The following is a 21,854-nucleotide window of genomic DNA, read 5'->3' on the forward strand; positions in this document are numbered from 1 at the left end:
TGTGATCCTTGCCTGCCTGGTGTCAGGTGACAATCAGGGCATCAGGACGGTGTCGACGATGTAGACCGTGGCGTTCGCCGTGGGGACGTTTCCACACAGGACGGCCGACATCTTGGTGCCCTTGCTCGTGACGGTGAACTCCTCGCCGGAGCCCTTGACGTTGAGCGTGCCACCAGCAAGCGACTTCTGCTTGCCGACGACCGACTCGGGGTCGAGCTGGCCCTCCACGACGTGGTTGGTCAGGATCTTGGTGAGGAGCTCCTTGTCCGCCATGACGCCCTTCATGGCGTCGGCGGGGATCTTGGCGAACGCGTCGTTGGTCGGCGCGAACACGGTGATCGCCTCGGCGGAGTTGAGGGTGTCGACCAGGCCGGCCTCGGTGACAGCTGCGACCAGCGTCTCGAGGAGCGGGTTGGCCGAAGCGGCGGTGGCGACCGGCTCGGTGGCCATGCCGTTGAAGGAGGCGGCACCGTCGGCGGGGATCGCAGAGCATCCAGCACCGAAGGTCTCGGCGCCGGCGTCAGCTGCGGGCTCCTCGGTCTCTTCCTCGGCGGGCTCTTCGGTCTCTTCCTCGACGGGCTCTTCCGAGGTGCTTTCGCTGGCGGAGGTGTCGGAGCCGGTGGAGGCCTCCTCGTCGCCGCCACAGGCAGCCAGGCCGAGGGACATGGTCAGGGCCATTGCGGCGAGACCGGACTTGCGAGCAATGTGGTTCATGGGGTGCTGCCTTTCGTGTGGGGCTCCGGAGCGGAAGCCCGGGAGTGTTTCTCTAGTCGGGAGGTGTTCGGTGCCTGCGGTGAGGCGGATTGGTTCGACTTGGGAAAAGCCGAAAAAGGCCAAGGGCCGCTCTCTGGGCCGGTGCAGGGCACAGCTCCCGTCGTCCGCCCGACCTCCCTGCCGCCGCCCCGGACGCGCGAGTTGCAGCAGATCCGCGCGCGTTGTCGCGACGCCGGTGGCGGAGGTCCTACCTGCGATTCCCCGCGATCGAGTGCTTCTCCAGCCACGCGAGCAACCTGTTCGCATCAACAAGCGAGGCTCCCCCGGGCCAGTGTGGCCACTCGATTCCCGACGGAAGGTCGATCCGAACGACGTCCACAAGATCTCCGGTGGCATCGAAGAACTCGACAGCCAGATCACCCGTGCACATGCACACGACGTCCGTGACCTTGTGCGCAGCCAAGGCAGCTACCAACTCGGCTAGGTCATCTGGTCCGTCCGTGGAGCCGACAACGTCCCTGCCTACGACGTCCACGAACTTGAGTGTCTCGTCGTCGAGCACGTCTTCCGACGGGTCAAAGGCGTAGACGAGGAAGCCGCCGAGAGTCACCTGGGCACGCGTCGCTCGGGCCAAAGACGCTTGGAGCGCGTCCCCGTTCCACGTCGGCGCACCCGAGAACCTCAGGACTTGTTGCTTCCTTGTCACATCCGGAAGGTATCTCGGGTCGCCGATACAGCTTTCGGAATGAGCCAGTTCCGCGCACCATCAGCGACAGATCCGGACGTTCAACAGGCGACCTCGATCACCGGCTCGGGATCGTCACAGATAGCGAAACTCCACTTTGGTCGCTGAAAGCATCTTCAGTCGAGTCCTTGTACACCTCGGTCAAACCCTCCGGTGTCACCCTCCAAGGCAACGCAAGCGACGGTCCCGACAAACCTGCTGGCGGACTGCCTCTTCATCGAAGCCGTCATGGTCATGGACTCATGGTGGCCCAAGGTGGTTCCGAACCCCCGCTCACCGGCATGAGGTCGTGTGCCGAAAATGGCCAGACAAATGGGGAACGGGACCGGGCCTCTGATGAGAGCCCGGTCCCGTTCTTGTTTCCCACTCGTCGGCGAGTGGCAGCGAGCTCTCAGGCGACCGTGACGGAGATGTTCTGGATGCCGCTCGAACCCTCCGGGAAGGTCTTCATGCGGACGTCCGACTGCAGGTCGCCGTCCTTGTTGGTCGCGCGACACGACAGGAAGTGCTGGCCCGGCTTGGCGTCCCACTCGACGAACCACTGGCGCCAGTAGTCGTCGCCGGCGTCGGGGCCCATCTCGGCCGGCTTCCACGCGCCGCCGTCGATGCTCACCTCGACGCCTTCGATGCCCACGCCCTGGGCCCACGCCACGCCGCCGATGAAGGTCTTGCCGGCGTCGGTGCTGGACAGGGCCTTGGGGGTGTCGATGCGGCTGGAGATCTTGATGGGTGCGTCGGTGGCCCAGTCGCGCTCGGTCCAGTAGACCTCCTGCTCGTCATACGTCGTGAGCGTGATCTTGGTGATCCACTTGCAGGCGCTCACGAAGCCGTAGAGACCGGGCACGACCATGCGGACGGGGAACCCGTGCTCGCGGGGCAGCGCCTCGCCGTTCATCCCGAAGACGATCATCGCGTCGCGGCCGTCGGTGGCGACGCTGAACGGCGTGCCGATCGTCATGCCCTCGACGTCGGTGGAGACGATCTGGTCGGCCTTGGTGTTGTCGATCCCGGCCAGGTCGAGGACGTCGGTGAGGCGGACGCCGAGCCAGCGCGCGGCGCCGACATAGGGTCCGCCGACGTCGTTGGAGACGCAGGTCAGGGTGATGTCGCGTTCGATGACCTCGAGCTCGTAGAGGTCCGCGAGGGTCAGCGTGACCTCCTCGTCGACGTCGCCGTCGATGGTCAGGGTCCACGAGTCGGCGTCGACGATCGGCAGCGTGAGCCGGGTGTCGACGCGATAGAAGTCCTTGGTGGGGGTGACGAAGGACGAGATGCCCTTGATCTTGTCCTCGAGCCCGGCCGGCAACGGCTTGACGGACTTGGCGGCGGTGGGAAGGTCGATGTCGGTCGCCTTGAGGCGGTACGACGAGATGAACCGGCCCGCGGTCCCGAAGGCCGCCGCTGCGACGGCCAGAACACCGGCCGCGATCAGGACGCCGCGACGGGTCGGCCCGGTGGCGCCGTCTTCCGAGCCCGAACTCTCGAGCCGGTGCAGCCACCACAGGGAAGCAACACCGACGATGGCCGCAGTCACGGCCGGCAGCAGGTCGAGCGGGCCAGCGGCGGGACGCAGCATCGCAAGGACGCCCACGAGGACGGTCAGGGCCAGGAGCATCAGCAGCCCGGCTGTGAGGCGCCGAGCGGCGATGATGCCGGCTATCCCGGCGAGGACCAGCACGCCGACCATCACCGAGCCGATCAGGATGGGTTTGTCGGCATTGCCGAACTGCTCGATCGCGAACGTCTTGAGCGGCGTAGGCGTCAGGTCGATCACCGTGGAGCCCACCACCAGCACGGGCGAGGCCGCGGGAACGGTCAGCGCCGCCACCAGGTGGGCGGCAGCAACGCCGGCGAGGGTGGCGAGGATTCCCCAGGTCGCGTGGAGCAGTCGTGTGAGCACGATGAGTGTTCGGCGCAGCGCCCCCGGCGGATTGGCCTTGTAACGCCGGGTACCCGCTGTTGTAGGGGTGCTGCACCAGGGTGGGTACAAGCCCTAACCCGGCGTTGCAGACAAGATGGCCCCATGACCGAACTCGTCCACTACGCCGTAACCGACGCCGTCGCCACCATCACCCTCGACTCACCGCACAACCGCAACGCGCTGTCGCGCCAGCTGGTGACCGAGCTCTTCGAGCACCTCCAGGCCGCGGCTGCCGACGACACGGTCCGCGTCGTGCTGATCGCCTCGTCCGGGAAGGTCTTCTGCTCCGGCGCCGACCTCTCGGAGGCCACCGCCGACGGGATGGAGGAGGGCGCCCGGCGCATCGTCGAGCTCCAGCGGCTGATCGTGTCCTTGGACAAGCCGGTCGTCGTGCGGGCGTATGGCGCCGTACGGGCCGGCGGCATCGGCATCGTCGCTGCCGCGGACATCGCGATCGCGAACGAGTCGGCGACCTTCGCCCTGACCGAGGTCAAGCTCGGCCTGGCCGCGGCGATCATCTCGCTCACCGTGCACCACCGCATGAACCCCCGCGCGGCCGCGCTGACCACGCTGGGCGGTGAGGTCTTCAGCGGGGCCGACGCTGCGGCGTACGGCCTCGTCACGCTCGCCGTGTCCGACGAGGAGATCGACGAGCGCGTCGCTGCGGTGTGCCGGTCGCTCGTCACCGGTGCTCCCCAGGGGCTGCGAGAGTCGAAGAAGATCCTCAACGCCGACCTGCTGGAACGCATCGACACCCGCGGCGCCGAGCTGGCCGCGCTGAGTGCCCGGCTGTTCGCCTCCGATGAAGCTCGAGAGGCGATGACGGCCTTCCTGAGCCGGAAGAAGTAGTCCAAGGTCCGCCTTGGGCGCCAACTGGCGGCGTACGACATCGAATCAGCCCGATGAGGTGTCGTTGGCCGCCAGTTGCGAGCACGCTGGTCGTCCGCCGCCAGTTGAGGGACCAGCCAGGGCTCCGGCTCGAAGGTCAGCCCGAAGTCCGCCGGTCCGCCGTCCGGGGCGTGGAGCGAGTCGGTAGTCTTGGTCGTCTGCCGTTTTGCTGCGGCCGAGACCGAGACCGCGATCGAAATGGGGGGAGTGCCCGGGTGAGTGACGAGCTTGTGAAGCAGGAGGTCGCGACCGAGCAGGGATACGTCGATCGCGTGTATCTCCAGCTCGAGGCCAGCGCCCGCAACGCCCAGCAGCTCGCCAAGGAAGGCCACGAGCGCGGCAAGCTCGAGCATGAGGGTGGGCTCGTCGAGCGTGACGCGATGGTCTTCCAGGCGGCCCGACGGATCGCCCAGCTCGACGCCGCCCACGAGGGCCTGGTGTTCGGGCGGCTCGACCTGGTCGCCGAGGTGGACAAGGAACCCCGCTACATCGGCCGGATCGGCCTGCGCGACGCCAACCGTGACACGTTGCTGATCGACTGGCGCGCCCCCGCGGCCTCGGTCTTCTACCAGGCGACGGCCGCCGAGCCCCAAGGCGTGATCCGCCGCCGTGTGCTGAGCGCCGAGCACCGCACCGTCGTCGGTGTCGAGGACGAGCTGCTCGACTCCAACGCCGAAACCGACCTCCCGATCATCGGCGAGGGCGCGCTGATGGCCCAGCTGGGCCGCGCGCGCGACCGCTCCATGCACTCGATCGTCGCCACCATCCAGGCCGAGCAGGACAAGGCGATCCGCGCGCCGGGCAAGGGCGTCGTGTCGATCTCCGGCGGGCCCGGCACCGGCAAGACCGTGGTGGCCCTGCACCGGGCGGCCTTCCTCCTCTACTCCGACCGGCGCCGTTACGAGTCCGGCGGCGTGCTCGTCGTCGGCCCCAGCGGCGTGTTCATGCGCTACATCGAGCGCGTCCTGCCCAGCCTCGGCGAGACGGCCGTCGCGTTGCGCTCCCTCGGCGAGGTCGTCGACGGGCTCCGCGCGACCCGGCACGACGAGCCGGCGGTCGCCGACATCAAGGGCTCCGCCCGGATGGCAGAGGTGCTTCGCCGTACCGCCCGACAGCAGGTGCCGGGCAGTGTCGACGAGTTCAACTACTTCTGGCGCGACGACCGGCTCAAGCTCGACCGCGGGACGTTGGGGCGCGTACGCCGCCAGCTGATGTCACAAGGTGGGCGCAACCGCCAGCTCCCTCGCGTGGCCAACGCGCTGCTCGACGCCCTGTGGCGGCAGGTCCGCGGCGAGCGCGGCCGCGAGCAGGGACGCGAGTACTTCAACGGCGAGCTGCTCTCCGACCAGCGTTTCGTCGACTTCGCCACCGGCTGGTGGCCCCCGCTTGACGCGCCGACGGTGCTGTCGTGGCTGCGCGAGCCGGAGTTCCTCCGCCGCGTCTCCGACGGCGTCCTGACGCCTGAGGAGCAGCTCCTGCTCACCAAGTCCTGGGGCGCGGACAGCATGGCCATCGAGGACGTCCCGCTGGTCGACGAGCTGCGCTACGCCCTCGGCGACGTGCCCCTCAAGACCGACGCCGACCACGACCGCGACGACACCCTGACGGCGCTCGAGGGCGGTGTCGACCTGCAGGAGCTCACCACCGCCTCCGAGCGGGAGTACGCCCCCACCGGACGGGCGTGGACGGCCCCGACGCACCGGATCGAGGACGACGGCTTCGCCCACGTCCTGATCGACGAGGCCCAGGACCTGACCCCGATGCAGTGGCGCATGGTGGGTCGTCGGGGACGTACCGCCAGCTGGACCATCGTCGGTGACCCGGCGCAGTCGTCGTGGCCGATCCCCGCCGAGTCCGCCGCCGCTCGCGCCGAGGCGCTCGAGGGCAAGCAGTCCCACGAGTTCCACCTCTCGACCAACTACCGCAACTCGGCCGAGATCTACGAGTTCGCCGCCGCCTACGCGCAGCGGGTCGGTCTCGACGCCGACCTGCCTGCCGCCGTACGCCGCACAGGCACCCCACCCCGCGAGGTCACCTCCGACGACCTCGAGCGTGCCGTCCGCGAAGCCGTGCTCGCCACGGCACAGCAGGTCGCGGGCACCGTCGGCATCGTGGTCCCCGTCGCGCGCCGTTCCGAGGTCAACGGCTGGCTCGCGTCCTGGCCCGAGCTGGCCGGCGACGCAGCCGGTGCCCGGGCCGCGGTGGACTCCTCGCTCGCGCCGAGCGGGGAGGACCGGGTCGTCGTCCTGACCGGGCTCGACACCAAGGGACTGGAGTTCGACGGCATCGTGGTCGTGCGGCCGCAGGAGATCGAGGACGAGTCGGCCACCGGCCGCGCCACCCTCTACGTCGTGCTCACCCGCGCCACCCAGCTGCTGACGACCGTCAGCTGAGCAGTCGCCTATCGGCTGCTGTAACGCCGGGTTACGAGCTGTACCCACCCTGATACTTCCTAGGTGGTAGAGCGACCAACCCGGCGTTACAACACCGCGGCCGGCCCGGGCGAGACCGGAGGGCGAGCGCCGGGTGAAGCCGGCGGCCGGTCGCCCGTAGGGTTTCGCCCATGACTGCCGGCGCCGACGTCCGTTCCCTCCTGGCGCAGGTCCAGGAGCAGCCGGCGTGGGCGGTCATCCGCCGCAAGGCAGCACCGACGGCAGGGATCATCGGGGGCACGCCGAGCGAGGTCGGGTCCATCCTCGACATACCCCTCGAGGACGGCATCCCGGAGCGGGGTCGCAGCGCCGACCGGCTGGTGGCCGTGCCCTTCCGCCAGATCGTCGAGCGCGGCTTCGACGTCATCGACGACGGCACGCCACTGGTGGTCGTCGACATCACCGAGGAGCACGAGGTCCGCGTCGACGAGCTCCTCGCGGCGCTGCCCGACGTGCCGGTCGAGTTCGCCGACCGGGGTGGGTTCGTGATCGAGGACGACGACTACGCAGCGATCGTCGAGCGGATCATCACCGACGAGATCGGGCAGGGCGAGGGAGCCAACCTCGTCATCGGCCGTCATTACCGTGCGGTCGTCGCCGACTGGGACGCCGAGCGGGCCCTCACCGTCTTCCGGCGTCTGCTCGTGCGGGAGCGCGGTGCCTACTGGACGTTCATCTTCTTCACCGGCGACCGCTTCCTGATCGGTGCAAGCCCGGAGCGGCACGTGTCGGTCAAGGGATCTCGGGACGGCGTCAGCGACGTGCGGATGAACCCCATCTCGGGGACGTTCCGGGTCGGGAAGGACAGCGACGAGGAAGCCTTGAAGGAGCGGCTGCTCGACTTCCTCGCCGACGAGAAGGAGATCTACGAGCTCTTCATGGTCGTCGACGAAGAGCTGAAGATGATGTGCGACATCTGCACCGAGGGCGGCCAGGTCCTCGGGCCGTTCCTCAAGCCGATGACGCACCTGGTGCACACCGAGTACCTCCTCGCCGGGCGCAGCGACCGCGACTCGCGCGAGATCCTGCGCGACACGATGTATGCCGCCACGGTCACCGGCGCTCCGGTCGAGAACGCGTGCCAGCTGATCAGCACCTACGAGACGGAGGGCCGCGGCTACTACGGCTCGGCGCTGGCGCTGTTCGGTCGCGACAAGAGCGGCAACCCCACGATGGACAGCCCGATCCTGATCCGGACGGCCGACGTTTCGACCGCCGGCGAGCTCAAGGTGACAGCGGGCGCCACCCTCGTGCGCGACAGCAATGCGGCGTACGAAGTGGCAGAGACGCACGCCAAGGCCGGCGGCATCCTGAGCGCGTTCGGTCTCGTGCCTGCCGCGACCGGCAACGGCGACGCGGTCGCGGCCCTCGCGCGGGACGAGGACGTGCTGTTGGCGCTCGGCTCACGAAACCAGCGGCTGAGCCGGTTCTGGCTGACCGACCAGGAGGGCGCCCCGCCGGACCCGGTGCTGAAGGGCAAGCACGCGGTGATCCTGCACGGCGAGGACGACTTCGTGAACATGCTGCGCCACCTCCTCGGTGTCTTCGGGATGACCTCGACCGTGGTGCGCCACGAGGACTACGCGACGGGCGCCTTCGACGGGGCCGACCTCGTGATCGTCGGGCCGGGACCGGGTGACCCCCGCGACGGCGCGCACCCGAAGGTGGCGGCCTTCCGGGGGGCAGTCGACGACCTGCTGTCGACCGGACAACCCTTCCTCGCCGTGTGCCTCGGTCACCAGACGCTGTGCGAGCGCCTCGGCATCCCGCTCGTGTTCAAGGACATCGTCTTCCAAGGCACGCAGTCCCCGATCGACTACGACGGTCGGGTGGAGCGCGTCGGCTTCTACAACACCTTCGTCGGCCGGGTCCTCGACCGCGACGTGCTCCCTGACGGAGTGACCGTCAAGTGCGACGACGCCACCGGCGACGTGCACCTGCTGTCGGGGCCGCACTACCGCGGCATCCAGTTCCACGCCGAGTCGATCCTCACCGAGCACGGCTACGACCTCATCCACGACCTCGTCCAGGCCCTCGTCGGGGATCCCCGCGCCGAGCAGTAGAGCTCCGCGTACGGTGTGCTGACAACCCGGAGGTCGCGCCGTGCGTCACCATCTGGAAGCACCACACACCCACGGGGGAGTCCTTGATCGACGTACGACGCACTGTTGCTGCTGCCTGCCTGCTGGCACTGACCGCCTCGGGGGCTGCCGTCGTCGGCACCGCCGGCGCTGAGGCGCGGGCCGCCGGCGGGTCGGTCACCACCCAGTCCGTCGCCCTGTCGTCACCCCAGTCATCGGCCCAGGCCAAGAAGGCGGCCGGCAGGCCCAACATCGTGCTCGTGCTGATGGACGACTTCTCGATGGACCTGCTGCAGACCATGCGGTCCGCCCAGGACATGCGGCGTCGCGGCGCGTCCTACTCCCATGCCTTCGTCGTCGACTCCCTGTGCTGCGTCTCCCGCGCCAGCCTGTTCACGGGTCAGTACCCCCACCAGACCGGCGTGCGCACCAACCTGTCCGGGGACGCGCCCGGGATGCCGCTCGGCGGCTGGTCCGCCTTCGCGGGATACGGCAACCCGGACCGGTCTTTCAACGTCGCGCTCCAGCAGGGCGGATACACCACCGGGTTCGTCGGCAAGTACCTCAACGAGTACGAGTGGGTGCCGGGTCGCGCGGTGCCACCGGCCCCTCCGGGCTGGTCGGAGTTCAACGTGGTCTTCGGCTCCGCCTACGACGGCTGGGACTTCGCCTCGACCGAGCTCAGCAACGGACAGGTCCAGATCCGCGAGCACAACGCGCCGCCCCTGTCGGCGCCGATGGCCACGCGTGACCGGGCGTACGCCGGCAGTGTGATCGAGCGCTTCGCGATGAGCTTCATCAAGCAGCACCAGGACGACGCGGCGCCGTACTTCCTCGAGGTCTCGGCCTACGCCCCGCACAACCGCACCCAGCCGAAGCCCTACTACCCCGGCGACCCCGTCTTCCCGCCGATGTTCCGCGACCGGCCCCGCGACGGCAAGCCCGGCAACTGTGGCCGGGTGGCCTGTTCCAGCCTGACCACCAAGGACCTGCCGGGCTTCGGCGACAACCGCAAGGACAACCGGCCGCTGAACCGCAAGGGCAAGCGCGCGCAGGCGTGGAACACCCGCGCCAACCCCTTCAGCCCGGCCGCCAACGTCAACGACCTGCGCGACCGCGCGATGATGGCGCAGTCGATCGACCGGACGATTCGCAAGATCCTGCGGGCCGTCGACGACAACACCTACGTCGTCCTGACCTCCGACAACGGCTTCCACCTCGGGCAGAACGGGCTGGGCCGGGGCAAGGGCACCGCCTACGACGCCGACGTCCACGTGCCGCTGCTCGTCGTCGGGCCGGGAGTGGTCAAGGGCACTCGCGCCGAGCTGACCTCCAACATCGACCTCGCGCCGACGTTCGAGGAGATCGCCGGGCTCACGCCGCGGCCCTACCGGTTCGGTGCCTCGCTGGTGCCGACGTTCGGTGACCCGGGCCTGGTGCGCCGCAACCACGTGTTCTTCGAGCACACCGCGCAGGCGCTCACCACGAAGGATCCCGACTCGGCGCTGCGTGGCGACGAGCTCGACCGCATCCCGTCGTACGTCGCCGTGCGCACCCGCACCGGTTTGCTGATCCGCTACGACTTCGACAACGCCGCCGCCCGGACTGACTACGGCTACGAGTTCTACACCTACAAGAACCGCGTCTGGGAGAAGACCAACGCCTTCGCCAAGGATCGGCACGCGCCCGAGGTGAACGCGCTGCTGGCGAAGCTGTCGGCCTTCGACGCGTGCGCGGGCCAGTCCGGCAACGATCCGGTCGACGGCTCCTGCCGCGGCATCACCTCCTGACCCGCGACCGACTAGCGTTCGGGCTGTGCCGCCGGACGTCATCGTGGTCGACCACCACGACTCTTACACGTGGAGCCTCGTCCACCTGGTCGCGGCCGTCACCGGCGTCCTACCGACGGTGGTGCAGCACGACGAGGTGACCGTGGACGAGGTGCTCGGGCACTCCCACGTGGTCCTCTCGCCCGGGCCCGGGCACCCCGATTCACGCAGCGACTTCTCGGTCGGACGTGAGGTGTTGCTGGCCGGTACCCGCCCGGTCCTCGGGGTCTGTCTCGGCATGCAGGGCCTGGTCTCGGCCTACGGCGGTGTGGTGTCCCGAGTCCCGCCGGCGCACGGCGACGTCGAATCGATCAGGCACGACGGCGAGGGTGTCTTCGCCGGCCTCCCGGTGACGTTCGAGGCGGTGCGCTACCACTCGTTGGCCGCCACCTCGATCCCCGACTCGCTCGTGGCGACCGCGTGGTCGGCCGACGGCGTCGTGATGGGAGCCCGGCACCGATCCCTGCCGCTCGAGGGCGTGCAGTTCCACCCCGAGTCGGTCCTGTCCTCCCACGGGCTCGCGATGATCGCGAACTTCCTGTCGTGAGCGACCCCGTCGAGTTCTTCCGCGCCGTGGCTGCCGAGCACCGCCGGTGCTTCTGGCTGGACGGAGGTGGCGCACGCGAGTGGTCCGGGCGCCGCTCGCTGATCGGCTGGCTCGACGAGGACGACGCGTCCTTGACCTACGACGCCGCTCGCCGCGAGGTCACCCGGCACGCCGGGGGAGGCTCCGAGGTCGTCGGGGACGACATCTTCGGCGTACTCGCGCGCTCCCTGCGCCCCGGTGAGCAGTGGTTCGGCTACTTCGGCTACGCCTGCCGGCCCGACCTCCCCGCCCGCCCGGACCCCGCGCTGCCCGACGCCGTGTGGATGCAGGCTCGGCACGTGCGGGTCTTCGAGCACTCGCAGGAGTCCCCGCTTAACCGGGGACTCCCGCACTTCCCGGCCTTTGCAAAGGCCACGAAGTGCAGGACTTCGTCAGGAAGTCCGCCTTCGGAGAGCCCGACCGAGGCGTACGCCGACGCGTTCGCGCAGGTCCAGGAGCACCTCCACGCCGGCAACTCCTACGAGGTCAACCTCACCTACCGCCTCACCGAGCAGACCGACCTGGACCCGGCGGGGGCCTACGTCCGGCTCCGTGAGCTCAACCCGGCGCCGTACGCCGGCTTCCTCCAGCACGACGTCGCCGACCACCGGGCGTGGCTGCTCAGCTCCAGCCCGGAGCGCTATGCGCTGATCACGCCCGACCGGACACTGCAGACCAAGCCGATCAAGGGCACGACCCCGCGCGGAGCGACCGCTGCCGAGGACGAGGAGCTCCGGCAGTCGCTGGCTCGCGACCCGAAGAACCGCGCCGAGAACCTCATGATCGTCGACCTGCTCCGCAACGACCTGGCGATGGTGTGCGAGGTCGGCTCGGTCGAGGTGCCGTCGCTCATGCAGGTCGAGAGCTACGAGTCGGTGCACCAGCTCGTCTCGGAGGTGACGGGGCGCCTGCGCGACGACGTCTCGACGATGGAGGCGTTGCGGGCACTGTTCCCCGCCGGCTCGATGACCGGAGCGCCGAAACGACGGACGATGGAGATCATCGAAGGTGTGGAGGAGACGGCCCGGGGCGCCTATGCCGGTGCGTTCGGCTGGATCAGCGGCGACGGCCCCGCTGACCTGGGAGTCGTGATCCGCTCCGTGATGACCTCAGGGGACGGGACCTGGACGATGGGGACCGGCGGCGGGATCACCGTTCGGTCCCAGGTCGACGACGAGTGGGCCGAGTCGAGGTGGAAGGCCGCCAGGCTGCTCTCGGTCTTCGCCACTGAGTGAGGTCTCGGACGTTGGGAGTTCGCAAGCTCACTCCCGGCCTTGCTCTCTGAACGGTCCGGACGCTGACGCGCCCGGGTCAGTTCCGCTCAGGAGTTCGCAAGCTCACTCCCGGCCTTGCTCTCTGAACTGTCCGGACGCTGACGCGCCCGGGTCAGTTCCGCTCGGAATCGACAGCGACATGCGCGCGCCCCCGCCGGGGGACTCCTCGATCTCGACGTGACCCTCGTGCTGGTCGACGACCTGGCGGACGATGGCCAGCCCGAGGCCTGAGCCGGGCATCGAGCGTGACTCCTCCGCACGCCAGAACCGGTCGAAGACGTGCGCCCTGTCGGCCGCCTTGATGCCCGGCCCCTCGTCGTCCACGGTCAGCACTCCCGCAGCGAGCCGCACCGTGATGGTGCCGCCGGGAGGGCTCCACTTCGCCGCGTTGTCGAGCAGGTTGGTGATCGCCCGCTCCAGGCCGGTCGCGTCTCCTTGCGACGGCCACGGTTCGAGGAGTACGTCGAACTCAAGCCCGGGCGCTCGGCGGCGGACCCGGGTCACGGCGCGATCCACGACCTCGGCCAGGTCGAGGGCCGAGATCGCCGCCTCAGGCTCATCGTCGCGGGCAAGGACCACGAGGTCGCCGACGAGGATCGTCAGCTCCTCGATCTGACCGCGCACGTCGTCGAGCAGCTCACGACGGGCGGTGTCGGAGAGTCCCACGGCACCTGTCGGGACGGCACCGTCCGCCTGGGCCAGCAGGTCGAGGTTGGTGCGCAGCGAGGTGAGTGGCGTCCGGAGCTCGTGGCCTGCGTCGGCGACGAGGCGCCGTTGCCGATCGCGGGACGCGGCCAGCGCCCCGAGCATCTGGTTGAACGCCGCGGCGAGGCGGGCGATCTCGTCGTCGCCCTCCACGCGCAGGGGAGTCAGGTCCTCGGTGACCGCGATCTTCTCCACCGACCGGGTCAGCCGGCGCACCGGGCGGAGGCCGTTGCTGGCCACCGCCCAACCCGCCAGCGCCGCAGCCAGCACCCCGAGCCCACCCGAGACCAGCATGACCGTGCCGAGCTTGCGCATCGTGAGGTCCTGCGACTCCAGGGACTGGGCCAGCACGAGTGCCTGCCCGCTCCCCGCAGGAACCGTCGCGACCCGGTAGCGCGTGCCGCCCTCGTCGCTCAGCGTCCGGATCGAGTGTGGTCTCTCGCCCGCCGCAACCGCGAGCTCGGGCTTGCCCAGCGCAAAGGACGGGAGGTCATCGGCCGAGAGGATCTCCTCGCGCTCGGCGTTGACGAAGATGATCCTCACGTCGGCGGCGCCCAGCATCCACGCCGGTGCCCCTCGGACGGTCACCTCCGACAGGGCGTTGGAGCCGGCGGCCTGGGTGGCGCGGTTGAGAAGGGACTGGTCGAGCGCGGCCTGCGTCTCGTGCTTCATGACCATGAAGGCGGCCAGGGCCATCACCGCGATCGACGCCCCGACCGCCATCGTGGTCAGCAGCGCGACCCGCGAGGCCAGCGAGCGCCGGTAGTGCCAGCGTCGCGCCACCCAACTCATGCGCGTACTCGCTTCGCTCCGTGCGCGAATGAGGCACATTCCGCGCTGTGCTGGATGACTCGCTCGCTCCGCTCGCTCATGGGTTCTTCAAGACGTAACCGACACCGCGGACGGTGTGGATGAGGCGTGGCTCGCCGTCCGTCTCGGTCTTGCGCCGCAGATAGCCCACGTAGACCTCCAAGGAGTTGGCGCTGGTCGGGAAGTCGAAGCCCCACACCTCCTCCAGGATGAAGGATCGTTCGAGCACGCGGCGCGGCCGTCGCAGGAACATCTCCAGCAGGGTGAACTCGGTGCGGGTCAGCTCGATGCGGCGATCGCCGCGACGGACGTCGCGGGAGGCGATCTCCATCGTGAGGTCGCCGAAGGACAGGGTCTCGTCCTCTTCGCTGGGCACCACGCGACGCAGCAGCGCGCGTAGCCGGGCGAGCAGCTCCTGGAGGGCGAACGGCTTGGTGAGGTAGTCGTCGGCCCCGGCGTCCAGGCCCTCCACCCGGTCGCCCACGGCGTCGCGGGCGGTCAGGACCAGGATCGGTACGTCGTTGCCGGTCGCCCTCAGGGCACGGGTGGTCTCGATCCCGTCGAGGCGCGGCATCATCACGTCCATCACGACCACGTCGGGGTGGGAGGAGCCCAGTGTCGCCAGGGCCTCGGCGCCATCGGCGGCCAGCGACACGTCGTACCCGTTGAACTCGAGCGAGCGTCGCAGGGACTCGCGCACGGCCCTGTCGTCGTCGACGACAAGCACGCGAGGACGGGTCTGGGGCACGGCCCAAGGATGCCAGCCGGTCCGCAACTGGGGGTCCTCACGGGTGTAGTGAGGCTCCGCGGGCAGGCACAGTATGGAGTTGGGGAGACCAGAAGAGGAGGCGCGATGGAGTTCCTGCACCGCACGCAAGAAGCGCTGGACGAATACGTGAGCCTCAGCGAGCCCGACCTCGAGGGATCTTTGATGACCATGGGGGACAGCGCCGAACGGATCGTCTCGGAGTGTGTCGGCCTGAGCTTCACCCTGCTCGACCAGGACCTGACCTTCGCCCTCGTGGCACCCGGCGTCCCGATGCTGCAACCCGAGCCCAGCGACCCGGACGTCTTGCGCCTGCCGGTCCGAGACGCCGGTCCTGCCCCCGCACGCGCTCTCCTGGACGAGGACCATTGGGCGCACATAGCGCGGGCCGACAGCGCGGAAGGTGTCGCGAGCAGCCTGTCCCTCCCGGTGCTGGACCACGGCCGGGTGGTCGGCGGCATCACCTTGTACGCCTCGTCCGCGGACGCCTTCGCAGGACATCACGACGAGCTGGCCGCCGCGCTCGGGGCCTCCGCCGAGGGTGCGGTGACCAACGCCGACCTCGGGTTCGAGGCACGCCGACGCGCCGAGGACGCCCCGCGGCGTGTGCGGGACGAGCAGGTGGTGGAGGTCGGGACCGGCATCCTGGCAGCACGCATGGGACTCGAGCTGGAGACCGCCCGCAGGCGGATCCACGAGGCCGCGCTGCAGGCCGATGTCACGGACGTCCAAGCAGCGACAGTGGTCATCACCGCTCACCACGCCTGAGAGCGGCTGGATCGACCGATCAGGATGCCCCCGGCAAATCCACCCCGTCGGAGGTGATGGCGCCCGGCGCCGCGCGGATAACGTCGACGTGACGCGGGTTGGGAGGCCCGCCGCCGCTGACGCACGACGGCCAGCGCAGTCCGCACCCTGACGTGGCGCACTGCGACCCGGCCCGAGCTTCGCGGATTCGTGGCAATGATCGACAACGACTCGGCGTATCGGCGATCCCGACCGCGCAGTCGTTGCTGGAGGCTGGGAGGTCGCAGTGCTGGATCGAGCGGAAACAAGTTCGAGCGGGGCAGAGGGACAGGTGCGCCCGGACGATGACGGCGTCGCGGACGACCCGCGTCGGATCGTGGTCGCCTCGGTCCCTGCCAACCACGTCTACGTGCGCCACCTCAGCGCGGAGGCCGGCAGCAGAGCCATCCGCTTGCCGGACCCCGACCCCGAGGGCGGGACGGCCGCAGCGACCCAGAAGTGGTGGCCGCCGGTGATGCTGGAGCCGAGCTGGGTCGAGAGCCACGACTTCGACGTGTTCCACCTGCACTTCGGCTTCGACGCCCGGAGCGTCGCCGACCTGGAGGCGCTCGTGGCGAGCCTGCGGGAGCGCGGTCGACCCTTCGTCTTCACCGTCCACGACCTGCGCAACCCCCACCACGTCGACCGGGAGCTGCACGACCAGCAGCTCGACGTCCTGGTCCCCGCAGCGGACCGGCTGATCACGTTGACGCAGGGAGCTGCTGAGGAGATCAAGCGCCGGTGGGGCCGCGAGGCGCTCGTGCTGCCGCACCCCCACGTGGTGCCGTTCGAGACCATGCGTGCCGCCAACGGGGCGGAGTCAGTCCGCCACAGCGGTGGTCGTCGGTCCGGCTTCCGGGTCGGTCTGCACGTCAAGAGCCTGCGCGCCGGCATGCACCCGCACCCGCTCGTGCCGACGTTGGTGGAGACGCTGCGGGAGCTGCCGGGCGCCGTGCTGCAGGTCGACGGACATCGTGAGGTCCTGGAGGACGGCGGAGCTCGCTACGACGCCGAGCTGGCCGGACTCCTGCAGGAGTACGCCGACCGCGGGCTGCTCGACCTGCGCGTGCACGACTACTTCACCGACGACGAGCTGTGGCGCTACCTGTCCTCGATCGACGTCTCGGTCCTGCCCTACCGCTTCGGCACGCACAGCGGCTGGCTGGAGGCGTGTCGGGACCTCGGCACCGCGGTCATCGCCCCGACGTGCGGATATTTCGCGGACCAGGCGCCCGTGCTGAGCTATCAGCACGACGAGTCCGGCTTCGACCCGGAGTCGTTGGTCCGGGCAGTGAGGGCGGCGTACGACGGACACGCGGTCGCCGCGACGAGCATCGAGGAGCGACGTCACCAGCGCACTGTCGTGGGGTCGATGCACGACCGGCTCTATGCCGACCTCGTCCGGACCTCGGCATGAGGATCTGCCTGATCGCCTCCAGCCGTTATCCGATCCGCGAACCGTTCGCCGGCGGTCTCGAGGCGATGACCCACACGATGGTGCGGGGGCTCGCCGCGCGCGGACACGACGTGACCCTCTTTGCCGGGCCGGGCTCGGACGCGAGCCTGCCGGCCCGGGTCCTGCAGCTGAAGACCTTCACGCCGAGTGCAGCCGCCCTGGCCGACCGCAATGCGCCCCCGCCAGCGTGGCTGGCGGACCACCACGCCTACCTCGGGCTGATGCTCGAGCTGGCGCGCACGGGTGCTGACGACTACGACGTCATCCACAACCACAGCCTGCACCCGTTGCCGATCGCCATGGCGTCGGCGGTCTCGGTCCCGATCCTGACGACGTTGCACACGCCGCCGCTGCCGCTCATCGAGTCCGCATTGAGGTTGGGCGGTGGACGTTCGTCGTTCGTCGCGGTGAGCGGCTGGACCTCCCAGGCCTGGAGCCACGTGGTCCCGAGCCGGGTCATCACCAACGGTCTCGACCTGGCTGCCTGGACGCAGGGCGCCGGCGGGGGTCCTGCCGTGTGGTCGGGACGCCTGGTGCCCGAGAAGGCTCCGCACCATGCGATGGAGGCGGCGCGGCGCGCCGGACTTCCTCTCGTCCTGGCCGGACCCGCCCAGGAGAAGCCCTACTTCGAGCGCGAGATCGCGCCGCGTCTCACCGAGGACATCACCTACGCCGGCCATCTCACCCAGCACGAGCTCGGCCGGCTGGTGCGCGGCGCCTCGGTCACCGTGGTCACCCCGATGTGGGACGAGCCGTATGGCCTCGTCGCGGCGGAGTCGATCGCCTGCGGGACCCCGGTCGCCGGCTATGCGCGCGGAGGGCTGCCCGAGGTCGTGGGAGACGAGGGCGGCTTCCTGGTCGCTCCGGGCGACATCGATGCCCTCGCGGATGCGATGCGCGCCGCCCGCGGCCTCGACCGTGACGCCGTACGCCGTCATGCCGTGCTCACCTGCGGGGCCGAGGCGATGATCGACGCCTACGAACGTCTCTACCTCGACTCGGTCGGCACGGACGCAGCCGCGTGATCGGCTACTACGTCCACCACGTCGGTCGGGGGCACCTGCACCGTGCCCAGGCGCTCGCCGTGGAGCTCGAGGCCCACGGTGAGCAGGTGACCGGCCTCTCGTCGCTGGAGCGGCCCGCCGGTTGGCCCGGCGAGTGGGTCCGGCTTCCACGAGATGACGAGGTCCCTGATGCCACTGCCCGTGACGTCACCGCCAACGGTCGCCTGCACTGGGCACCCCTGCGCGACGACGGACTCCGGGCGCGGATGGCTGCGGTGTCGGCCTGGATCGGCCTCGCACACCCCGACCTCATGGTCGTGGACGTGTCGGTGGAGCTGGTGCTGCTCTCGCGGCTGCACGGTGTCCCCACGCTGGCGGTGGTGCTTCCCGGGCGACGGGACGATCCGGCGCACGCTCTCGGCTTCGAGGTGGCGGACGCCCTCGTCTCGTTCTGGCCGGCCGACGTCACCGGCATGACGCACGGCCTGTCCGCCGCCGCCCTGGAGCGCCTGGTGCCGGTGGGGGCGATGTCGCGCCATCCCGTGCGGTCCGATGCCCTGCCCGTACGCCGCAGCGCTGGCCGACGCAGGGTGGTGGTCCTGCTCGGGACGGGCGGTCACGACGTCAGCGCCGCCGACATCCAACGAGCCCGACGCACGACCCCTGGCTGGGACTGGACGGTCCTGGACGGCAGTCCCGACACCTGGGTGGTCGACCCGTCCGCGGTCCTCGCGGATGCGCACGTCGTCGTCACCCATGCCGGTCAGAACGCCATCGCCGAGACGGCCACCGCCAGGCGCCCCGCCGTGGTGATCCCCCAGGCGCGTCCGCACGACGAGCAGCTGGTGACGGCGACGGTGCTGGGCTCCGGTTGGCCGGCGGTGGTGTGCGCCACCTGGCCGGCGACAGGCTGGCCCGACCTGTTGGATCGGGCGGGCGCCCTCGACGGACAGCACTGGTCGCGCTGGTGCGACGGACGGGCAGGGGTTCGCTTCGCCGAGCTCGCCCTCCGCGTGCGCGGTGAGGTCGCGGTCGGAGCCCAGACATGAAGGCCCGGTCATGACGCGGGTGGGTGTGGTCACCCTCGCCCACGACCGGCACCAGCACCTCGCCGGCCAGCACCGGTCCCTCGCTGCGGGCTCGCGTGCGCCCGACGTCTACATCACGGTCGCGATGGGAGACCCGGGCATCGAGTCGTCCACCGTCGGTGGGGTCACGCGACAGGTGGTGCACGTGCCCGTCGACGACGGTGAGCTGCCGCTTGCGGCTGCCCGCAACCGCGGGGTCGGCGAGGCCGTGGCGCAGGGGGTCGACGCCGTGGTGCTGCTCGACGTGGACTGCCTGGCCGGCGGTGAGCTCGTTGCGGCGTACGCCGATGTCGTCAGCCAGCGCCCGGAGTCCATCTGGTCCGGGCCGGTCACCTACCTCCCCCCGCCGCCCCTGGAGGGCTATCCCGACGCCGACCCGGACGCGCTGGCGCGCCTGGACGCCCCGCACCCGGCCCGGCCGGCGCCGCCGCCGGGGGAGACGCTGTCCTCGGACGACCCTGATCTCTTCTGGTCGTTGTCGTGCGCGGTGGCTCCGGAGACGTGGGCCCGGACGGGAGGGTTCTGCGAGGACTACGTGGGGTACGGCGGGGAGGACACCGACTTCGGCAGGACCGCCCTCGCTGCAGGGGTCGGCCTCGGCTGGGTCGGTGGGGCACGCGCCTACCACCAGCACCATGCGGTCAGCAGCCCGCCGGTCGAGCACCTCGATGCGATCCTGCGCAATGGCCGGCTTTACCAGCGTCGGTGGGGCCGCTGGCCGATGACCGGGTGGCTCGAGGCCTTCGAGCAGCAGGGGCTGGTACGACGCGTCGGCAGCGACTGGGTGCGCACCCCGGCCTGAGCGGGTCCCTGGTCAGACGGGGTCAGACGGGGTCAGACGTGGTCAGACACGGTCAGGCGGGGTCAGGCGAAGCGCGCCGCGACGGCGGCTGCGCGGGCGCCGTACCCACCACCGAACATGCACGCGTGGACCAGCAGCGGGAAGAGCTGGTGCAGGGGCAGGCGGTCCTCCCAGCCGTCGGCGAGCGGGTGTACCTCGTCGTAGGCCTGCATCACCCGCGGCAGGTGGGGGAGGCCGAAGAGGTGGAGCATCGCCAGGTCGACCTCGCGGTGCCCGCCGTGGGCGGCCGGGTCGATGGCGTGGACGGCGCCGTCGAGACCCCACAGGCAGTTGCCGTTCCACAGGTCGCCGTGCAGGCGGGCGGGTGGCTCGTCCGGGATCAGCGCGGCGAGCCTGCCGATGACCGACTCGACGGTCGTGGCTTCGCCCTCGGTGACGGCGCCGCGGTCGCGCGCGAGCTTGAGATAGGGCAGCACGCGGCGTACGGCATAGAACTCCGGCCAGGTGTCGCACGCCGTGTTGGGCATGGGCAAGCGGCCGATGAAGCCGTCGTGCTCGAAGCCGAAGGTCGCAGCGCCGGCCCGGTGAGTGGCTGCCAGTGCCTGGCCGAAACCGATCGCCGTCTCGGGATGGTGCTTGGGGGTGGGCTCGACCCAGGCGAGGATCACACAGTCGGCGCTGGCGGCGAGCACGTCGGGGACGCGAACACCGTCGGGGACTTCCGCCAACCAGCGCAGTCCCGCTGCCTCGGCCTCGAAGAAGCCCTCGGGCGCGTGCGCCACCGTCTTCATCAGCGCCATCTGTCCGGTGGAGAGACGCAGCCGGGTGGCCGTGGCGATGTCGCCGCCGGCGACCGGCGCTGTGGACACGACGGCAGACCCGAGGAGCTCCTCGGCGCGTTTGGCGACCAGCGGCTGGCGGGTCATGAGGGCGAGAGGACTCGCTCGATGTGGGGGACCAGGGCGCGGCACGTGCGCTCGATCATGTCCAGCACCTCCTCGAAGCCGTCGGTGCCACCGTAGTAGGGATCTGGTACTTCCACCCCCGGAGTTTCCGGATCGAAGTCGCCGAAGAGCCGGACCCGGTCACCACCACCCAGCCGCAGGAGGTCGTGGCGGTGGCTCTCGTCCATCGCGAACAGCACGTCGTCGCGCTCGAACCACCCGGCCTGGACCTGTTGCGCGCGGTGCTGGGAGGAGTTATAGCCGCGGCTGCTCAGGGCGCTCGCCGACCGCTCGTCCATCGGGTTGCCGACGTGCCAGTCGCCCATGCCGCCGGAGACCACCTCGACGCGGTCTGCGAGGTCTGCCTCCGCCAGGTGGTGCGCCAGCACGACGTCGGCGCTCGGGGATCGGCAGATGTTGCCTGAGCAGATGAACGCGACGCGATAGCGGCCGGCCATGTGCGGCACGGGAAGCACGCTCAATCGTCCAGCGCTGCGTCCAGTATCCAGGTCACGACCGTCACGATGACGGCGCCGATGCCTGCGGAGAAGAGGCCGTCGACCTGGAAGTTCAGGCCCACGTTCTCGGCGATCTCGGCCGTCAGCAGCAGCATCAGTGCGTTGATGACCAGCATGAACAGGCCCAGCGTCACCAGCAGCAGGGGGAACGAGAGCATCTTGATGACCGGCGTGACGATGGTGTTGACCACGGCGAGGATCAACGAGACGCCCAAGAGGGGAAGGATCTTGGCGTCGAGCTCCTTGGATCCCCCGTCGGACGCGCCGAGGAAGTAGATGCCCTCGAGCAGCCAGGCTGCGGCGGCGAGGCCTGCGGCGTACGCGAGGAGCTTCAGGAGGAAACGCATGGGCTCAGAATAGGGGTCCGCAGCCTCAAACACGGGACTGTCTCTGCGCGGCTGGTCACGCGCCCCGCGGTCAGTCGGGTCGGGAGGCGGTCCCGCCCTCATGGCTCGTTGGAAGGGTCGTCCGTAGTGCTTGAGTCTGAAACCAGTTCGTCCACTGT

The 21,854-nt window shown here is 69.9% G+C and carries 19 protein-coding genes; 11 read left to right on the forward strand and 8 right to left on the reverse strand.

Features of this window, described 5'->3' with window-relative positions; all coding sequences use genetic code 11:
• Positions 1 to 33 precede the first annotated feature (33 nt).
• The 3 genes from VNJ48_RS11355 to VNJ48_RS11365 form a co-directional block, all read right to left on the reverse strand.
• Positions 34 to 714: a fasciclin domain-containing protein gene (locus VNJ48_RS11355; protein WP_325602124.1), complete on the reverse strand. Its 681-nt coding sequence runs from the start codon at positions 712 to 714 to the stop codon at positions 34 to 36.
• A gap of 247 nt (positions 715 to 961) precedes the next feature.
• Positions 962 to 1,420: a hypothetical protein gene (locus VNJ48_RS11360; protein ID WP_325602126.1), complete on the reverse strand. Its 459-nt coding sequence runs from the start codon at positions 1,418 to 1,420 to the stop codon at positions 962 to 964.
• A 430-nt stretch (positions 1,421 to 1,850) separates the two neighbouring features.
• The gene (locus tag VNJ48_RS11365) at positions 1,851 to 3,359 is read right to left on the reverse strand and encodes a molybdopterin-dependent oxidoreductase (RefSeq protein ID WP_325602128.1); all 1,509 of its coding nucleotides are present in this window, start codon (positions 3,357 to 3,359) and stop codon (positions 1,851 to 1,853) included.
• 123 nt (positions 3,360 to 3,482) lie between these two features.
• Here VNJ48_RS11365 and VNJ48_RS11370 point away from each other — a divergent pair, with 123 nt between their 5' ends.
• The 6 genes from VNJ48_RS11370 to VNJ48_RS11395 all read left to right on the forward strand — a co-directional run bounded on the left by VNJ48_RS11370 (position 3,483) and on the right by VNJ48_RS11395 (position 12,431).
• Entirely contained in the window at positions 3,483 to 4,229 is a 747-nt protein-coding gene (locus VNJ48_RS11370) for an enoyl-CoA hydratase family protein (RefSeq protein WP_325602130.1), read from the forward strand.
• Between the two features lie 254 nt (positions 4,230 to 4,483).
• Complete coding sequence (locus VNJ48_RS11375; protein ID WP_325602132.1) at positions 4,484 to 6,661, forward strand: HelD family protein; 2,178 nt, start codon at positions 4,484 to 4,486, stop codon at positions 6,659 to 6,661.
• Between the two features lie 170 nt (positions 6,662 to 6,831).
• The gene (locus VNJ48_RS11380; RefSeq protein WP_325602134.1) at positions 6,832 to 8,763 is read left to right on the forward strand and encodes an anthranilate synthase family protein; all 1,932 of its coding nucleotides are present in this window, start codon (positions 6,832 to 6,834) and stop codon (positions 8,761 to 8,763) included.
• 83 nt (positions 8,764 to 8,846) lie between these two features.
• Positions 8,847 to 10,571 carry a sulfatase-like hydrolase/transferase gene (locus tag VNJ48_RS11385; RefSeq protein ID WP_325602135.1) on the forward strand — a complete coding sequence of 575 codons (1,725 nt, stop codon included), beginning with the start codon at positions 8,847 to 8,849 and terminating at the stop codon, positions 10,569 to 10,571.
• Positions 10,572 to 10,596: 25 nt separating this feature from the next.
• On the forward strand, positions 10,597 to 11,157 hold the full coding sequence (locus VNJ48_RS11390; protein WP_325602137.1) for an aminodeoxychorismate/anthranilate synthase component II: 561 nt from the start codon (positions 10,597 to 10,599) through the stop codon (positions 11,155 to 11,157).
• Positions 11,154 to 12,431, forward strand: coding sequence for an anthranilate synthase component I family protein (locus tag VNJ48_RS11395; RefSeq protein ID WP_325602139.1), 1,278 nt, complete (start codon positions 11,154 to 11,156; stop codon positions 12,429 to 12,431). The genes VNJ48_RS11390 and VNJ48_RS11395 overlap by 4 nt, the downstream gene beginning before the upstream one ends.
• Positions 12,432 to 12,533: 102 nt before the next feature.
• On the opposite strand, the gene VNJ48_RS11400 is transcribed toward VNJ48_RS11395, so the two are convergent.
• Together VNJ48_RS11400 and VNJ48_RS11405 are read right to left on the reverse strand one after the other, a co-directional pair.
• Entirely contained in the window at positions 12,534 to 13,967 is a 1,434-nt protein-coding gene (locus tag VNJ48_RS11400) for a HAMP domain-containing sensor histidine kinase (RefSeq protein ID WP_325602141.1), read from the reverse strand.
• 76 nt (positions 13,968 to 14,043) lie between these two features.
• The gene (locus VNJ48_RS11405; RefSeq protein WP_325602143.1) at positions 14,044 to 14,733 is read right to left on the reverse strand and encodes a response regulator transcription factor; all 690 of its coding nucleotides are present in this window, start codon (positions 14,731 to 14,733) and stop codon (positions 14,044 to 14,046) included.
• Between the two features lie 105 nt (positions 14,734 to 14,838).
• On the opposite strand from VNJ48_RS11405, the gene VNJ48_RS11410 reads away from it, so the two are divergent.
• From VNJ48_RS11410 to VNJ48_RS11430, 5 genes are all read left to right on the forward strand, one after another.
• The gene (locus tag VNJ48_RS11410; protein ID WP_325602145.1) at positions 14,839 to 15,519 is read left to right on the forward strand and encodes a GAF domain-containing protein; all 681 of its coding nucleotides are present in this window, start codon (positions 14,839 to 14,841) and stop codon (positions 15,517 to 15,519) included.
• Between the two features lie 310 nt (positions 15,520 to 15,829).
• Complete coding sequence (locus VNJ48_RS11415) at positions 15,830 to 16,954, forward strand: glycosyltransferase (protein WP_325602147.1); 1,125 nt, start codon at positions 15,830 to 15,832, stop codon at positions 16,952 to 16,954.
• Positions 16,951 to 18,018, forward strand: a complete 1,068-nt coding sequence (locus VNJ48_RS11420) for a glycosyltransferase family 4 protein (RefSeq protein ID WP_325602149.1) — start codon at positions 16,951 to 16,953, stop codon at positions 18,016 to 18,018. Before VNJ48_RS11415 ends, VNJ48_RS11420 begins: the two co-directional genes overlap by 4 nt.
• The gene (locus VNJ48_RS11425; RefSeq protein ID WP_325602151.1) at positions 18,015 to 19,046 is read left to right on the forward strand and encodes a glycosyltransferase; all 1,032 of its coding nucleotides are present in this window, start codon (positions 18,015 to 18,017) and stop codon (positions 19,044 to 19,046) included. Before VNJ48_RS11420 ends, VNJ48_RS11425 begins: the two co-directional genes overlap by 4 nt.
• Positions 19,047 to 19,056: 10 nt before the next feature.
• On the forward strand, positions 19,057 to 19,887 hold the full coding sequence (locus VNJ48_RS11430) for a glycosyltransferase family 2 protein (protein ID WP_325602152.1): 831 nt from the start codon (positions 19,057 to 19,059) through the stop codon (positions 19,885 to 19,887).
• Positions 19,888 to 19,949: 62 nt separating this feature from the next.
• Here VNJ48_RS11430 and VNJ48_RS11435 read toward each other — a convergent pair whose 3' ends face one another.
• Genes VNJ48_RS11435 through VNJ48_RS11445 form a run of 3 tightly spaced genes read right to left on the reverse strand, consistent with a single transcriptional unit; the run spans position 19,950 to position 21,696 of the window.
• Positions 19,950 to 20,813 carry a fructosamine kinase family protein gene (locus tag VNJ48_RS11435; protein ID WP_325602154.1) on the reverse strand — a complete coding sequence of 288 codons (864 nt, stop codon included), beginning with the start codon at positions 20,811 to 20,813 and terminating at the stop codon, positions 19,950 to 19,952.
• Complete coding sequence (locus VNJ48_RS11440) at positions 20,810 to 21,289, reverse strand: low molecular weight protein-tyrosine-phosphatase (protein WP_325602161.1); 480 nt, start codon at positions 21,287 to 21,289, stop codon at positions 20,810 to 20,812. Before VNJ48_RS11440 ends, VNJ48_RS11435 begins: the two co-directional genes overlap by 4 nt.
• A 20-nt stretch (positions 21,290 to 21,309) precedes the next feature.
• Positions 21,310 to 21,696, reverse strand: a complete 387-nt coding sequence (locus VNJ48_RS11445) for a phage holin family protein (RefSeq protein ID WP_325602156.1) — start codon at positions 21,694 to 21,696, stop codon at positions 21,310 to 21,312.
• Positions 21,697 to 21,854 lie beyond the last annotated feature (158 nt).

Origin of the sequence: Nocardioides sp. (assembly GCF_035576065.1) — a bacterium.
Classification (GTDB): domain Bacteria; phylum Actinomycetota; class Actinomycetes; order Propionibacteriales; family Nocardioidaceae; genus Nocardioides.